Source organism: Microbispora sp. H10836, assembly GCF_012999525.1.
Taxonomy (GTDB): Bacteria; Actinomycetota; Actinomycetes; order Streptosporangiales; family Streptosporangiaceae; genus Microbispora.
On the sequence record NZ_JABBWU010000005.1, the window covers coordinates 247037 to 263447 of the forward strand.

12 protein-coding genes are annotated in these 16411 nt (G+C 70.8%); 6 read left to right on the forward strand and 6 right to left on the reverse strand.

Features of this window, described 5'->3' with window-relative positions:
* Positions 1-468 (reverse strand): hypothetical protein, encoded by a 468-nt coding sequence (locus HHX30_RS12595; RefSeq protein WP_169982073.1) that lies wholly within the window; start codon positions 466-468, stop codon positions 1-3.
* Between the two features lie 424 nt (positions 469-892).
* Between HHX30_RS12595 and HHX30_RS12600 the strand changes: the two genes are divergently transcribed.
* From HHX30_RS12600 to HHX30_RS12610, 3 genes are all read left to right on the forward strand, one after another.
* The gene (locus HHX30_RS12600) at positions 893-2389 is read left to right on the forward strand and encodes a cellulose binding domain-containing protein (protein WP_211591914.1); all 1497 of its coding nucleotides are present in this window, start codon (positions 893-895) and stop codon (positions 2387-2389) included.
* Positions 2390-2401: 12 nt separating this feature from the next.
* The gene (locus HHX30_RS41580) at positions 2402-3838 is read left to right on the forward strand and encodes a cellulose binding domain-containing protein (protein ID WP_211591915.1); all 1437 of its coding nucleotides are present in this window, start codon (positions 2402-2404) and stop codon (positions 3836-3838) included.
* 62 nt (positions 3839-3900) lie between these two features.
* Complete coding sequence (locus HHX30_RS12610; protein ID WP_169982074.1) at positions 3901-4197, forward strand: ATP-binding protein; 297 nt, start codon at positions 3901-3903, stop codon at positions 4195-4197.
* A 42-nt stretch (positions 4198-4239) separates the two neighbouring features.
* On the opposite strand, the gene HHX30_RS12615 is transcribed toward HHX30_RS12610, so the two are convergent.
* Complete coding sequence (locus HHX30_RS12615) at positions 4240-4596, reverse strand: nucleotide pyrophosphohydrolase (protein ID WP_310742207.1); 357 nt, start codon at positions 4594-4596, stop codon at positions 4240-4242.
* 11 nt (positions 4597-4607) lie between these two features.
* On the reverse strand, positions 4608-6602 hold the full coding sequence (locus HHX30_RS12620; protein ID WP_169982075.1) for an N-6 DNA methylase: 1995 nt from the start codon (positions 6600-6602) through the stop codon (positions 4608-4610).
* A gap of 145 nt (positions 6603-6747) precedes the next feature.
* Here HHX30_RS12620 and HHX30_RS43220 point away from each other — a divergent pair, with 145 nt between their 5' ends.
* From HHX30_RS43220 to HHX30_RS12635, 3 genes are all read left to right on the forward strand, one after another.
* Positions 6748-7227, forward strand: a complete 480-nt coding sequence (locus HHX30_RS43220; RefSeq protein ID WP_169982076.1) for a hypothetical protein — start codon at positions 6748-6750, stop codon at positions 7225-7227.
* A gap of 29 nt (positions 7228-7256) precedes the next feature.
* Positions 7257-8855, forward strand: a complete 1599-nt coding sequence (locus HHX30_RS12630; RefSeq protein ID WP_169982077.1) for a GMC family oxidoreductase N-terminal domain-containing protein — start codon at positions 7257-7259, stop codon at positions 8853-8855.
* A gap of 189 nt (positions 8856-9044) precedes the next feature.
* Positions 9045-9827, forward strand: coding sequence for a hypothetical protein (locus HHX30_RS12635; protein WP_169982078.1), 783 nt, complete (start codon positions 9045-9047; stop codon positions 9825-9827).
* 49 nt (positions 9828-9876) lie between these two features.
* On the opposite strand, the gene treZ is transcribed toward HHX30_RS12635, so the two are convergent.
* The 3 genes from treZ to glgX all read right to left on the reverse strand — a co-directional run bounded on the left by treZ (position 9877) and on the right by glgX (position 16184).
* Positions 9877-11574, reverse strand: a complete 1698-nt coding sequence (gene treZ, locus HHX30_RS12640; RefSeq protein ID WP_169982079.1) for a malto-oligosyltrehalose trehalohydrolase — start codon at positions 11572-11574, stop codon at positions 9877-9879.
* A 29-nt stretch (positions 11575-11603) separates the two neighbouring features.
* The gene (treY, locus tag HHX30_RS12645; RefSeq protein ID WP_169982080.1) at positions 11604-13814 is read right to left on the reverse strand and encodes a malto-oligosyltrehalose synthase; all 2211 of its coding nucleotides are present in this window, start codon (positions 13812-13814) and stop codon (positions 11604-11606) included.
* A gap of 216 nt (positions 13815-14030) precedes the next feature.
* Positions 14031-16184, reverse strand: coding sequence for a glycogen debranching protein GlgX (glgX, locus tag HHX30_RS12650; protein WP_169982081.1), 2154 nt, complete (start codon positions 16182-16184; stop codon positions 14031-14033).
* Positions 16185-16411: the final 227 nt, after the last annotated feature.

Here is a 16411-nt window from a genome sequence, read left to right on the forward strand (position 1 = left end):
TCAGCCGCAGTTGCCCCACTTCAGGCGGCCACCGCTGGCGATCTCCCCGTCGACGCGCGTGTCGGCGATCGTGCCGTAGTACTTCACGCACTTGTCCCTGGCACTCAGCTTCACCGGGCCGGCGTAGTACTTGTACTTCTTCGCGTGGTCGATCTTCTCGGCCGTCCTCGTGCCGGACAGCCGCACCATGAGCTGGGCGGTGGCCCTGGTGGGCGTGCCGACGTACTTCGACTTGATCGTGACGACGCAGTTCTGGGCCGTCCTGCGGTTGTAGAGCAGGTAGACGTGCCCGAAGACCTCTCCCGACCGGGTCTTCACGGCTCGGGTGCCGTCACTGACCCGGCCGAAACCGGAGCCGCACACCCCTTCCGGGGTGTAACCGGCGGAGATCGCGTATGCCGGGTTGGCGACGAGTCCTCCGACGGCCAGCGCCGCTGCGACGACGACCGTACTCGCGGACCTGCGCATACGTTGTCCTTTCCCAACCGCCGCCCTCCGTCCGGGCGGCGTCCAGGCGATCATCCTTGCGGATCATCAACCAGGAGATGACCGAAACAGTCAAATTGGGCAAGGCGAATCATGCCGGGCGCCACTCGGCGCCGGCTGAATCGAAACCCGCCGTCGTCCCCAGGAGGGCCCGACGACGCAAGCTTCACCTGGTCGCCCGCCACGGGTCCGGCCGCTGAAACATTCAGCCCGCTCCGCCGTCATCGGCCGCTGAAGAGGTGAACGGCAAGAGTCGTCCGCCGACGCCTTGACCTTGGCCATGGCGGCCGTTGACTCTCCCTCTGGCGGCGCACGACCGGCGGGATCACGCCGCTCCCGCATCTGGAGCCGAACTGACGGAGGTCTTCGCGGCTGCTCCTGTTGGCGCACACATGACGGAGGTCCAATGCGTGGCATACGAAGAACCGGTCATCGCCAGGCGGCGCAGCGCGCACAGGTCCGCAGCGGAAGCCCGGCGTACGGCTCGCGCATGCGCACGGTCGTCGCGTGCTCCGTGGCGGCCCTGACCGGACTGATCGGCGCGGTGACCCACCAGGCGGCGGCCGGGGCGTCCGCCGTCGCCTGCCGGGTGGACTACGCCGTCACGTCGCAGTGGCCCGGCGGGTTCACCGCCGCCGTCTCCGTGACGAACCTCGGCGACCCCGTCTCCGGCTGGACGCTGGCATGGTCCTTCTCCGCGGGTCAGAGGGTTACTCAGGCGTGGAGCGCCACCGTCACGCAGAACGGGGCCCAGGTCACCGCGGCCGATACCGGATACAACGCGACCCTCGCCACCGGCGGCTCCGCCGCCTTCGGCTTCAACGGCTCCTGGAACGACTCCGCCAACCCCGTGCCCTCCTCCTTCACGCTGAACGGCACCGCCTGCACAGGCTCGGCGACCTCCACGCCGAGCCCCTCCGGCAGCCCCTCCGCGAGCCGGACACCGAGCCCCACGCCAACTCCGACCCCGCGCGGCGGCGACGGCAGCCCGCCCGACCCCGACATCACCTATGTCGGGCGGTGGGACACCGCTTCGAGCACCGGGTACGTGCCGAACTGGGCGGGCGCCTATCTCGCGACCGCGTTCACCGGGACCACGGTGAAGATCAAACAGCGGGACGCCGTCAACATGTACGTCAGCATCGACGGGGGCGCCGACGTGTTCTACGCCGGCGTCAAGGGCACCGTGAACCTAACCCCGGCCCCGCTGCCCGCCGGCACCCACACGCTGCGCGTGTCCTACCGCTCAGGGGACACGATCTTCCAAGGGCTGGTGCTCGACCCGGGGGCGACCACCGTGGCCCCGCCCCCCTCCACCAAGCTCATCGAGTTCGTCGGCGACTCCATCACCGCCGGATACCTCGATTCGAAGCTCGCGCTGTCGGCGTACGGCTGGGTGCTGGGCGAGAGACTGCACGTCCGGCACACCCAGATCGCCCGCGCCGGCTACTGCCTCGTCGCGCAGGAGGGGTGCGCCGGGCAGAGCACCCAGTATTTCAAGCTCGGCAGCACCGGCACCGCGGACTGGGACTTCTCCCGCTACCGCGCCGACGCCGTCGTGATCAACCTCGGCACCAACGACATCGGCCACCACGTCACCGGCTCCACCTTCCAGTCGGCCTACACCACCTTCCTGCGTGCCATCCGAGCGAAGTACCCGAATGCGGCCCTGTTCGCGATGGAGACGTTCAAGCAGCGCTACGTCGCCGAGACCAAGGCGGCGGTGGCGGCGCGCAACGCCTCCGGCGACGCCAACGTCTACTACATCGACACCGAGGGCTGGCTGACCACCGGCGTCGACTACGCCGACGGCGACGGGCACCCAAACGATGCCGGGCATATCAAGATCGCCAACCGCCTCGCCCCCATTATCGCGCCCAAGATCGGTGTCCCCGTCCCCTAGCGGAGGCTGTCCGTGCCGTACCCCACCAGAGGGCTGCTTCGCTCCCTGCTCGCCTGCACACTGGCCGCAGTCCTCACCGCGATCTCGATCGCGGCCCCTCCCTCCGGGCACGCCGCCACCGGCGACGGCTCGCCGACCGATCCCAACATCTCCTTCACCGGGCGGTGGGACACCAGCGACCCCACCGCCTACACCCCGCACTGGGCCGGCGCCTACTTCACCACCGGCTTCACCGGCACCACCGTCAAGCTCAAGCAGCGCAACACCATCGACCTGTACGCCAGCGTCGACGGAGGGCCCTACATCTCCTACACGAACGTCAGCGGCACGGTGAACCTGACCCCGACACCGCTGAAGGCCGGCACCCACACCCTGCGCGTGTCCTACCGAGTCGTGGCAGGGTCGTACCACGGTGACGCCGTCTTCCGGGGGCTCGTCCTCGACCCCGGCGCCGGTACCGTCGCCCCGCCGGTTCCGCGCGAGCTCATCGAGTTCGTCGGCGACTCGATCACCGTGGGAACGACGACTTCGAAGAACGCGCTCACCGCGTACGGCTGGCTCATCGGGGAGCGGTTGGGCGCGCGGCACACCCAGATCGCCCAGGGCGGCGCCTGCCTGGTCGCCACCGCCGACGGCTGCGTCGGCCTGGAGAAGCAGTTCGTCAAGCTCGACGCCAACACGTCCACCCCCGACTGGGACTTCTCCCGCTACACCGCCGACGCCGTCGTGATCAACCTGGGTACCAACGACTCCGGCCATGGGGTTCACACGCCGGAATTCCAGACCTCCTACACCAACCTGCTCCGCCAGGTGCGGGCGAAATACCCCAAGGCAGCCATTTTCGCGCTTGAGACCTTCAGCAAGCGATTCGCCGCCCAGACGCAGGCGGCGGTCAAGACCCTCAACGACGGCGGCGACGCCAACGTGTACTACGTCAACACCGAGGGATGGCTGACCAGCGCGGACCTCAGCGACTCCGTGCATCCAAACGACGCCGGTCACCAAGTGATCGCCGATCACCTGACCCCGATCATCTCCGCCAAGCTCGGCGGGTCCCCCTCGCCGTCGCCACGTCCCACTCCCACGCCGACGCCGACACCGACACCGACACCGACACCGACTGCGACAGGAAGCTGCGCGGTGACCTACAGCGTCACCAACCAGTGGCCGGGTGGTTTCCAGGGCGATGTGACGATCGGCAACACCGGCGGCACGGCGGTCAACGGCTGGAGGCTGACCTGGTCCTTCCCCAACGGGCAGCAGATCAGCCAGGTATGGAACGGCGCCTACAGTCAAAGCGGCAGCACCGTGACTGTGAGCGACGCCGGGTGGAACGCCGCCATCCCGGCCGGTGGCACGGCAGCGTTCGGATTCATCGCCGGCGAGTCCGGAACGAACGGCAGGCCGACCGCCTTCGCCCTCAACGGAACACCCTGCGCCGTCCGCTGACCGCGACCAACCCGGGGCCGGAGCGGCACCCGGTCAGGGAGTCGGCGCAGAGGGCAGTCAGCGTGGCCCAGTCACCATGGACGGCAGATTCCGCGTCGTGCGGAGGATTCGGGACGACCGGCATCAGCGGAGCCTCGGCGACGAGTACGGTCCGCGTCACGGTCAGCCGCGAGAAAGACCTGCTCGTCGTGGACGTCCACGACCCCTGTCCCACGCTTCCGCGGCTACGCCGCGCCGGCACGCTCGACGCGCATGGCCGGGGGCTCGCGATCATCCAGGCCTTCTCCCACCACTGGGGCTGGGCCCTCACCCCGTACGGCAAGTCCGTCTGGTTCCAGCTCCTCGCCTGGCCGGAGTGAGGGTGGGCGGCGGATTGTCGTTCCTGAATCAGGTGAGGGCCGTCACGAGGTCATCGGGGGCGCCTTCCTGGCGGAGCCGCGATAGGTCTCGGGGTCGTACCGGCGCTCGCTGTCGTCCAGCTTGGCGTTGGCGGCCTCCGCTAGGTCGACGCCCAGCACGTCGGCCAGCCTGACCAGATACACCATGACGTCTCCGATCTCGGCGCGGACCCTGCGCAGGGCGTCCTCGTCGAGGTTCCGCGACTCCTCGGCCGTCAGCCACTGGAACTCGGCGACGAGCTCCCCCGCCTCACCGGCGAGGGCCATCGCCAGGTTCTTGGGCGTGTGGAACCTCTCCCAGTCCCGCACGCGTACGAACTCGCGCAACCGGGCCGTCAGGTGCTCCAGTTCACCGCTCACGGCACCCGACCCTACTCGGCCGGCCCCACCGCGCCGTGGGTGAGACCGTCCGCCATCAGCCTGACCAGGTCCTCTCCGAGCGCCGCCGCCTCGCGCAGGGCCGTCCGGAACTCGGCCAGGCGCCGGAACGCCTCGCCGTACCGGCGTTGCTCCTCCATCGGCAGCAGCGGCACCTCCGCACGCCGTACGTCCACCCGGTAGCGCGACGACATGGAGCTGTAATGACGCACGTTGATGGACGCGCAGAGGAAACCGGCGAGGAAGTCCGGGTCGAGCGCCTCGGGGTCGGGCCGTAACAGCGACAGGTACGGGCCGAGCAGCGCGTCGCCCTTCGCCAGCACCCGCGCGACCGGGATGGTCACGACCTGGGGCACCACGACGTCGCCGGGCCGCGTGACGATCCGCTTCGCCCCGGCGTGCTCGGGGGTGCCCGTCGCGGACCGGCCTTCGAGCACGTCCTCGACGGTGAGCACCGGCGCCTCCCGCGGGGGTTCCTCCCCCGGCCGGGCCGGCGTCTGTTGTTCCAGGACGAGCATGCCGCGCCGCACCAGCTCGGGCAGCGGGACCGGGGCGAACTCCTCCGACGGCGGCCTCCCCGCCGCGGGCATCAGCCCGGCGACGGTCCCGAGCAGCCCGGTGAGCCGGGAGCGGGCTGCGGCGATCCGCTCCGGCGACAGGTCGTCGGCCGCCGTGGACAGGTAGCGGGCGGGGGTGAGGTCCACGTCCTCGTCGAGCAGGTCGACGAGCGGGACCGACCTGCTGACTCCCGGTTCGTCCAGCTCGCGCCCCGCACCGAACTCCCGCCAGGCCTCGACGGCCACCCGGGCGTAGTCGTCCGGCCTGCCGGAGGTGTCGACCATCAGCACGTGGCTCGGCGTGCCGCCCTCGGCCGGCTGGCACAGGATCCACAGCGTCAACCCGACCGCCACGTTGGGCACGGTGCCCTGCGGGAGCGTGATGACCGCGCGCAACGCGCCGCGCCGTAGCAACTGCGACCTGATTCGCCGGCCCGACCTGCGGCTGGCCACCGCCGGGGGCATGAGGAGCACGGCCACGCCTCCGGGCGCCAGGTGCGCGAGCACGTGCTGCACCCAGGCCAGCTCGGGCTCCACGCGCGGCGGCAGGCCGTACTCCCACCGGGGATCGGCCGTCAGCTCCTCGTATCCCCAGTTGCGGTCGTTGAACGGCGGGTTGCACACCACCGCGTCGACGAACTCGCCGGGGAAGGCGTCCGCGCGCAGCGAGTCTCCCGCCCTGATCCGCGCGTTGTCGCAACGCAGCGCGAGCCGTACGGCGGTGAGCCGGGCGGCCACGGGATCGACGTCCTGGCCGAGCAGCCGGGCCCCGGGCGAGCGCTCCAGCGCGCGGCCGAGGATGCGGCCAGAACCGCAGGCCGGGTCGAGCAGTGAGCCGAACCCGTCGCCCACGAGGTCGAGCGTGAGCGAGACGATCTCGGCGGGGGTGGAGTAGACGCGCCTGGTGTGCACCTCGAAGTACCGCTCGCGCAGGAACTCGAAGGTGTCGCGGGCGCCGCGCTCGGCGGCCAGCCGGGCGATCGAGCGGACCAGCGGCACCCGGGTCACCGGAACGGTCTCGGGAAACGCCTCCGCACCGGCGGTCTTCGCGCACGTCGCGCGCACCCGGGCCGGGAGGTCCCGCGCGACCGTCCCGTCGTCGGCGGCCGACAGCCCGTCCCAGTCGTCCGCCTCGTGCTGCACGTACACGAGGAAGGCCCCGAGGTCGGCGATCAGATCGGCGAGGTCGTCGTCGTCGACGGTCGCGCGCAGGTCCTGCCAGAGCCACTCGTCCGCGGCAAGTTCCCTGTCCTCGGCGTGGCCGCGCAGCCACTCCCGGATCTCCGCGAAGGAGAACACCGGGCTGGTGGACGTGCCCCCCACGGGCTCGGGGAAGTCGTCGTGCCGGCGCCGCCAGTTGCTGACCGCCGCGCGTCCCACGCCGGCCAGGCGGGCGATGTCCGCCGCGGTGACCTGTACGTCTCGCCGCACGCCGCTCCGCCTTCCCAGTCGTCCGATCAGACCGGACCATATCCGATGCACCGGACACGGGCAATGTCCCGGCAAGGACTGGTTGATTCGGTCAACACATGCTCTAATGGACGCCAGGAGTCGTCATGGAAGGGAGCAAAGGATCGTGAGCACCCCCACCACGCGCCTCAGGTCGCTGCGCCGCGGGCGCGCGATCCATCTCCTGGACATCGAGAATTTGACCGGGACCGCACTCCCGACGACTCACGACGTACAGCGGGTCATGCACGCCTACCAGCGGACGGTGCCGGTCGGGCCGCTGGACCAGTTCATCGTGGCGGTCAACCACAACGCGCTCGTCTCCGTGGGGATCGCGCTGCGCGGAGTGCAGTTGCTGGCCCGCTCGGGACGGGACGGCGCCGATCAGGCCCTCGACGAGGCGGCCCGTACGGCGCGGGTGGACCTGCGGTTCGAGCGGGCGGTGATCGGGTCGGGCGACGGCTACTTCGCCGACCTGGCCCTCTGGCTGGCGGGCTGCGGCCTGCACGTCACCGTCGTCGCCCAGCGCGCCTGCCTGAGCTGGCGGCTCTACACCGCGGTCCCCGACACCGTCACCTTCGAGCCGCCCGTCCCCCAGGCCGCTTGAAGCCGGAGCGGCGTGGGCACGATGAGGGCGTGATCGACTATTTAGTGATCGGGGCCGGGTCGGCCGGATGCGTCCTGGCCAACCGGCTGTCGGAGGATCCGGCCGTCCGCGTGCTGCTGGTCGAGGCGGGCGGCGCCGACCGCCACCCGCTCTACCACGTGCCCAAGGGCTTCGGAAAACTCTTCGACGATCCGCGGAAGGTCTGGCACTACCGGACGCAGCCGTTCGGTCCCGACGGCCAGGCCGAGATATGGCCGCGCGGCCGGGTTCTCGGCGGGTCGAGCTCCATCAACGGCATGGTGTACAACCGCGGCCACCGCGCCGACTACGACGAACTCGTACGGCTCGGCAACCCCGGCTGGGGCTGGGAGACCATGCTGCCGGTCTTCCGCGCGATGGAGGACAACGCCCTCGGCGCCACGGCCACCCGCGGAGCGGGCGGGCCGCTGCACGTGTCCCCTCCGCGCGACCCCGATCCCCTCTGCGACGAGATGATCGCATCCGGCGCGGCGCTCGGCCTGACCGCCATGCCGGACGTCAACGAGTCCGACGACGAACGCGTCGGCCACGCGATGGCGACCATCAAGGACGGACGGCGGTTCAGCGCGGCCAGGGCCTTCCTGCACCCCGTACGCGACCGGGCCAACCTCACCGTCGTGACCGGGACCACGGTGACCGGGCTGCTGTTCGACGGCGACAAGGTCGTCGGGGTCACCGCCCGGGACGCCGGCGGCGCCCTGGTCGAGTATCGCGCCGCCCGGGAGGTCGTCCTGTCCCTGGGCAGCCTGGGCACGCCGAAGCTGCTGCAGTCGTCCGGGATCGGCCCCGCGGATGTGCTGCGGCCGGCCGGGGTCGAGGTCAGGCTGGACCGGCCGATGGTCGGCGCGCGCATGCGCGAGCACCGGTGCCTGGCGCTGAAGTTCCGGCTGAAGGACGACCTCGGCTACAACCGCATGCTGTCCACGCCGCTGCGGCAGGGCGTCACCGCGCTGCGATACCTGGTGAACCGCGGGGGCCCGCTCGCCGCGCCGGCCTACGACGTGATCGCCTTCCTGAAGACCCGGCCCGAGCTGGACCGGCCGGACGCCCAGCTCCTGATGGGGCCGTGGTCGGTCGCGACGTACCGGGCGGGCGAGACGGTCACGGTGGAGCGGCAGCCCGGGGTCTCGGTCGTCGCCGAGATCCTCCGCCCGACCGCGGAGGGCAGCGTGGCCATCACCTCCGCCGACCCGGACGCGCCGATGCGCATCGAGCCCAACTACTTCGGCTCCGAGCACGACCGGCGCGTCGGCGTCGACCTGTTCCGCCGCATGCGGGAGTACTTCGCCCAGGAGCCGATCGCGGGACGGCTCGCCCACGAGACCTTTCCCGGGCCGCAGGTGGACTCCGACGAGGAGATCGTCGACGCGGCGCTGGGCGGCGGCTACTGCGGCTACCACGCGATGGGCACCTGCGCCATGGGCCCCGGCGACGACGACGTGGTCGACTCGCGGCTGCGCGTGCGGGGCCTCGACAACCTGCGGATCGTCGACTGCTCGGTGCTGCCGACCATGATCTCGGGCAACCTGAACGGCCCCATCATGGCGATGGCCTGGCACGCCGCCGACCTCATCCTCGACAGGGCCTGACTCGTGCATGCCGGGGAGAGGAGCGTCTGACCCGCCGGTTTCCCACGTGACGGACCGCCGCCTTGAAGTTCGCTTGCAGCGCGGGTCGGCTAGCGGAGATCAAGGGACCTGCAAGGGGGCGGCCGTTCACTGGGTGCACAAGCCCGGCGGCCAGCGGAAACGCCGGGAGCACCCCCTGAGGAGATCATCATGAAGCGCACCGCTCTCGGCATGGCCGCCGCCGCGATCACCGGCCTCACCACCCTCCCCGCCCTCGCCGTTCCCGCGTCCGCCACCGCCTCCGGTTCCGACACCTGTGCGAGCGGCTACGTCTGGCGCGAGGCACGCCCCTCCGACCACGTCTGCGTCACCCCCGCCGTCCGCACGCAGACCGCCAAGGACAACAGTGTCAGGTTCTCCCGCTGGACCAACGGAGCATACGGCCCGCACACCTGCGTGACGGGCTACGTCTGGCGCGAGGCTTTCACCGGTGACGACGTCTGCGTCACGCCGGCCGTACGTCAGCAGGTGCGCAACGACAACGCCGCCGCGGCCGGCCGCCGGGCCTCGTCCTCCGGCATCGCGTCCCCGATCGTCATCAACCGCAGGGTCAACTTCAGCGGAGGGGTCCCGGTCGGTGGCTGGACCTCGCTGACCGTGTACCGCGACGGGACGTACCAGTGGTCCGGGCACATGCACGACTCGGGCGGCACCAGCTACAACTTCTCGGGCGTCTGCGTCGTCCGCACGTCGTCGGGCTCGGCTTTCGTCTTCGAGACCTTCGGGCGGCTCCACGGGACGTTCGACTCCGGATCCCGCGACCACAACTGGAACAAGTCAGGCACTATCTCCTCCCTGCCGGCGGCCTGGCGTGCGTCCTCGGGGTACACGTGGAGCTGCCAGAACAGCGTCAAGCTCAACCTCGACGGCACGGTGAAGACCGCACTCGACGCCGTCGGATACGTCAAGTCGGTCATCGCGATCGTCGCCTGAAGCGATCGCACGGTGACACCGATTCCGCGGACGCCGGCTCGGCCGTCCGTCAGACCTCCGCGATGGCCAGGGAACGGCCGGGCAGTTCGAGAGCCTCTCCGGTGAGGCGGGCGGACTCGTCGGACGCGAGCAGGATCCGTGACGCGGCCAGCCGTACGGGCACCGGACCGTCGGCGAAGTTGGCGGCGACCCGCAGCGAGCCGCGTTCGATCACCACGACGCGCCGGTCCTCGTCCACCTCGACCCGCACCCGGTCCAGGCGGGGATCGGCGAGGTCGGGGTGGGACCGGCGTAGCGCGATCAGGTCGCGATACCAGCCCAGCAGCGAGGCGTGCTCGTCCTTCGACAGCTCCTCCCAGTCGAGCTTGGAACGCAGGAACGTGTCCTCGTCGCCCGGCTCGGGGGCCTTCCAGTCGTAGCCGAAGCCCTCGAACTCCTTCCTGCGCCGCTCGCCCTCGCCCTCCGCCAGGTGCGGCTCGAAGTGGTCGGTGAAGAAGTAGAACGGCGTGGTCGCCCCCCACTCCTCGCCCATGAACAGCATGGGTGTGAACGGCGAGGTCAGCAGCAGCCCGGAGGCCAGGCGGAGCTGCCCGGGCCGCATGCGGTCGCCCTCGGGCCGGTTGCCGATCTGGTCGTGGTTCTGGGCGCAGCAGACGAACCGGTGGCCGGGGATCCCGGTCGCCGGCCTGCCGTGGCTGCGCCCGCGAAACGACGAATAGGTGCCGTCGTGGAAGTAACCCCTGGTCAGCACCTTCGCCAGCGACGACGGCGTCGCGAAGTCGCCGTAGTAGGCGTTGGTCTCCCCGGTGACGTTCGCGTGGATGGCGTGGTGGACGTCGTCGTTCCAGCTCGCGTGCATGCCGAGGCCGCCGGCCTCGCGCGGGGTGACCATGCGCGGGTCGTTGAGATCCGACTCGGCGATGAGCGTGAGCGGCCGCCCCACGGCGGTGGACAGGGCGTCGACCTCGGCCGACAGCTCCTCCAGGAAGTGGACCGCCCGCTTGTCGTGCAGGGCGTGCACGGCGTCGAGGCGCAGCCCGTCGACGTGGTAGTCGCGCAGCCACTGCAGGGCGTTCTCGATGAAGTAGCGCCGCACCTCGTCCGAGCCGGACCCGTCGAGGTTGACCGCGTCGCCCCAGTAGGACCCCTTCGCGTCGTGGAAGTACGGCCCGAACTTGGCCAGGTAGTTGCCGGAAGGACCGAGGTGGTTGTAGACGACGTCGAGGATGACGCCGACGCCGGCCCGGTGGCAGGCGTCCACCAGGCTCTTCAGCCCGTCCGGCCCGCCGTACTCCTCGAAGACCGCGTAGAGCTCGACACCGTCGTAACCCCAGTTGCGCTTTCCCGGCACGGGCGGCACCGGCATGATCTCGACGAAGTCGACGCCGAGGTCCACCAGGTGCTCCAACCGGTCGGCCACCCCCCGGAAGGTGCCCTCCGGCGAGAACGTGCCGACGTGCAGCTCGTAGATCACCCCGCCGCGCAGGTCGCGGCCGAGCCAGTCCTGGTCCCTCCAGGCGAACCTGTCGTGGTGGTAGACCCGGCTCGGGCCGTTCACCCCGTACGGCTGCCGCCGCGTCCTCGGGTCGGGGAACGGCCCGTCGCCGTCCACGTGGAAGGCGTAGTCGAGGTCGTGCTCGTCGCCGGGAGCGGTCCACCAGCCGCCCTCGCCCCGTGTCATCGCGTGCCGGGAACCGCCGTGCTCGACCTCGATCCGCTCCGCCGCCGGCGCCCAGACCTCGAACATGCCTCATCTCCCCCTGTCGAACGAAGCCGTCAGCCCTCGAGAATCGCGACCGGATACGCGGACAGCAGATCGGCCATCCGCACCTCACCGGTGTGCTCCGCGCCGGTGAGCAGGTCGCGCCAGCGCCCCGGCGGCAGCGTGATCGTCTCGCTCCCCCAGCCGCCCTCGCGCTCCAGCCCGACCGGCAGCCGGGTCGCGACCACGACCGCGGCCGTCCCCTGCCCCGGAACGCCCCGGCTGAACGCCACCGCGTGCTCCCCCGCCTCGACCGGCGCGTACGGCGCCTCGGGGTCGAGCCGCTGCCGCAGGCCGAGCGCGGCGGCGGTGACGCGGATCTTCTGGCCGTCCCAGCTGTCGTCGGGCTCGGCCAGCAGCCGGCGGCGCCGCTCGAAGTCGACCGGCCGCCGGTTGTCCGGGTCGACCAGGGAGAAGTCGGTGGTCTCGTTGCCCTGGTAGACGTCCGGGATGCCCGGCATGAGGAGCTGTACGGCCTTCTGCCCGAGCGAGTTGACCCGGGCGTACCGGTCCACGACCTCGGTGAACGCGGCGACCGAGTAGCCGCAGGCGTCCATGGCCCGCCGGGCGAAGTCCCGGATCCCGTCCTCGTAGGCCGGGTCGGGGTTGAGCCAGGAGATCGCCGTCTTGGCCTCGCGCGCGGCCTTGAGCAGATAGTCGGTGTAGCGGTCGAGGGAGATCGGCCAGGCCGCCATCAGCGACTGCCAGGCGAGGTAGTCGAGCTTGGGGTCGAACGACACGGCCGCGGCCCAGGAGTCGACGGCCATCGCCCATTCCTCGGGCATCTCCGCCAGCACCGCCAGGCGGGCGCGCACGTCCTCCGACCGCTTGGTGTCGTGGGTGGACAGCGTGGTCATCGTCCGCGGCGGCAGGCCCGCGCAGAACTCGTGGAACTCGGCCGCCGAGACCCCGAACCTGTCGGGCTCGCCGCCCACCTCGTTGAGGCAGGCCAGCGGATACCACCGGTAGAGCGCGGTGTCCTCGACGCCCTTGGCCATGACCGGCCCGCAGGTCTGCTGGAAGCGGGTGACCGCCTCGGGCGGGCCGTACAGGACGAGGTTGGCGGCCTTGGCCACCGCGTCGGGGTCGGTCCGGGTGGCCGCCAGCGCGGCCGCCTCCTGGATGATCGCCTCGGACTCGGCGGACGGCTGCTCGCCCGGGTTCACGTACGCCCGGTAGACGGGCATCGCGGCCAGCAGCTCCACGACGGCCTCGCGCAGCGCCGGATCGCCGAGGTCGTCGGTCAGCCGGTCGACCTCTCCCGAGAAGAACAGGTCGATTACGTGCTTCTTGGCGTCGTGGCGCACGGTCTCGTAGTCGTCGCGCACGCCGGTGTGACGTCCGAACGTCTCGACCAGCGCGTCGCGGCCCGCCGGGTCGACGAACAGCCGGGTGACCATGTTGAGCGCGTCGTAACCGGTGGTGCCGTCGCACGGCCATTCGGCGGGCAGCCGCTCGCCGTCGATGAGGATCTTCTCCACCCACAGCGGGCCGGGCACGTGCGGGCGCAGCCGCCGCAGGTAGCCGCGGGGGTCGGCGAGGCCGTCCGGGTGGTCGACGCGCAGGCCGTGGATCACCCCCTCCTCGATGAGGCGGAAGGTGACGGCGTGCGTGGCCTCGAAGACCTCGGGGTCCTCCACACGCAGGCCCATCAGCGACGACACGTCGAAGAACCGCCGGTAGCCGGGGCTCTCCCGCCAGTGGGCCAGCCGGTAGTGCTGGGCCTCCAGCAGCTCCGGCAGCGGCAGGTGCTCGGTGCCGGGCCTGATCGGGAACGCGTGGTCGTGGTAGCGCAGCGCCTGACCGTCCACGCCGTCGTCCACACGCAGCGCCTCGTCGGCGTCGTCCCCGAGCAGCGGCAGGATGACCGGCCACTGGAAGTCGAACCACCGGGAGGCCGGCGACCCGGGGCCGTCCCGCAGCGCCGCCCAGAGCTGGGCGTTGTCCGACTCGGGCACCGGCACCGTCATGTGGTTGGGCACGATGTCGGACACCAGCGGCATGCCCTCGGCCGCCAGCGCCCGCAGGCCCTCCTCCCCGCCGAACTCCTCGCGTACGCGGCCGTGGTCGGTCACGTCGTACCCGTGCTGGGAGTCCGGGCAGGCCTGGAGGATCGGCGACAGGTAGAGGTGGCCCACCCCCAGCTCGCGGAGGTATCCGACGAGGCTCGCGGCCTGGGCGAACCCGAAGTCAGGCGTCAGCTGGACCCGATAGGTAGAAGTCACCGAACCACCTTTCGCAGCGCGTTGCCGGAGTGTTCATAGTGCACGTCACGAGCGCGCCCCTGCCACCACCAAGGCCGGCAGGAGCTCCGGGCTGGAACCCCTCTTGCCCGGAGCGACGCGCGCTAACACCGGTAGGCACTCTATTGCGGCATCGCCGCTGGTCAGGACCGTGGCCGGGCCGCGTGCGGCGACATCCGCCCCGGGCCCGGCGCACGGTCAGACGCGGCGCAGCACCCGCACCGACCGGCCGCTCACGGGCACGGCCTCGCCGGCCCGGCACACGCGCGACTCGCTCAGCACCGGCATCGCCGTGTCCAGCTCGGTGGCCCACAGCTCGCCGTAGTCGTCCGGGATCGTGAACTTGATGACCTCGTGGTGGGCGTTGAAGAGCAGGAGGAACGAGTCGTCGCTGATCCGCCGGCCGCGCCGGTCGGGCTCGGTGATGGCGTCGCCGTTCAGGAACACCGCCAGCGCCTTGGCGTAGCCGTTCGTCCAGTCGGCGTCGGTCATCTCGGTGCCGGACGGCGTGAGCCAGGCGATGTCGCTCAGCTGGTCGTGCGAGCCGCGTACGGGCCGGCCGTAGAAGAAGCGGCGGCGGCGGAAGACCGGGTGGTCGCGGCGCAGCCGGGCCAGGCGCCGGGTGAAGTCGAGCAGCTGGCGCTTCTCCCTGGTGCCCGCGTCGTCCCCGGTGGTGGAGTTCCGGGCGCCGGCCTCCAGGATCGTGCCCCAGTCGACCCAGCTGATCTCGTTGTCCTGGCAGTAGGAGTTGTTGTTGCCCTGCTGGGTGCGGCCGATCTCGTCGCCGTGCGACAGCATCGGCACGCCCTGCGACAGGAACAGCGTGGCCAGGAAGTTGCGCTTCTGCCGGTCGCGCAGCTGCGCGACCGGGCCGGTGGCCGGACCCTCGACCCCGCAGTTCCAGGAGCGGTTGTCGTCCGCGCCGTCGCGGTTGTCCTCGCCGTTGGCCTCGTTGTGCTTGTCGTTGTACGACACGAGGTCCTGCAGCGTGAAGCCGTCGTGGCAGGTGACGAAGTTGATCGACGCGGCCGGGCGGCGGCTGTCGTCCTGGTAGAGGTCGCTCGACCCGGTCAGGCGGCTGGCGAACTCCGGCAGCGCGGCGGGCTCGCCCCGCCACAGGTCGCGGATCGTGTCGCGGTAGCGGCCGTTCCACTCGGTCCAGCGGGCCGGGAAGTTGCCGACCTGGTAGCCGCCGGGGCCGACGTCCCACGGCTCGGCGATCAGCTTGACCTGCGACAGCACCGGGTCCTGCTGAACGAGGTCGAAGAACGCGCTCAGCCGGTCGACCTCGTGCAGCTCGCGGGCGAGGGAGGCCGCGAGGTCGAAGCGGAAGCCGTCCACGTGCATGTCGCGCACCCAGTAGCGCAGCGAGTCCATGATGAGCTGGAGCGCGTGCGGGCTGCGCATCAGCAGGCTGTTGCCGGTGCCGGTGGTGTCCATGTAGTACCGCCGGTCGTCCTCGACCAGCCGGTAGTAGTTCGCGTTGTCGATGCCGCGCATGGACAGGGTCGGGCCGAGGTGGTTGCCCTCCGCCGTGTGGTTGTAGACGACGTCGAGGATCACCTCGATGCCCGCCTCGTGCAGGGCCTTGACCATCGCCTTGAACTCCAGCACCTGACCGCCGCGCTGCCCCGAGCTGGAGTACGCGTTGTGCGGCGCGAAGAAGCCGATCGTGTTGTAGCCCCAGTAGTTGGACAGCCCCCGCTTCTCCAGCATGTGGTCGGTCACGAACTGGTGGACCGGCATGAGCTCGATCGCCGTGACCCCGAGCGAGGTCAGGTGGTCGATGATCTCCGGGTGGCCCAGGGCGGCGTACGTGCCCCGGATCCGCTCAGGGATCTTCGGGTGGCTGATCGTCAGGCCCCGCACGTGGGCCTCGTAGATCACGGTGTCGTGGTACGGCGTGGCCGGCGGCCGGTCGTGCCCCCAGCCGAAGAACGGGTTGACGACGACGGACCTCGGCACGTAGGGCGCCGAGTCGCTGTCGTCGCGGCTGTCCGGCTCGCCGAAGCGGTAGCCGTACACCGCCTGATCCCACTGCACCGAGCCCTCCACCGCCTTGGCGTACGGGTCCAGCAGCAGCTTGTTGGGGTTGCAGCGCAGGCCGTCCGCGGGCGAGTACGGCCCGTGGACGCGGTAGCCGTACCGCTGGCCCGGCCCCACACCGGGCAGGTAGCAGTGCCAGACGAAGCCGTCCACCTCGCTCAGCGGGACGCGTTCCTCGTTGCCGTCGTCGTCGAACAGGCACAGCTCGACCCGCTCGGCCACCTCGGAGAAGAGCGCGAAGTTGGTGCCCGCGCCGTCGTACGTCGCTCCGAGCGGATAGGAATCCCCCGGCCAGATCTCCCTCACTGGACCTCCTCGCCCGCCGGCTCGGCGGTCATGCCGGGAAGGTCCCGGAGCCCACCGGCTCTATGGTCGCGCTCGCTCGCGGTCCGTGCCCCTGCCGGAATCCCGCGCGCGAGATCGTGGTGCTGAGTGTCGTTCACAAGACATCGTGCCTGCCCAGAAAAGGCTCCGACAGTCCCGCCACGTTAACTGCGTGTATGGCAACGGGTTGAACCGGCCATCAGTGGGCA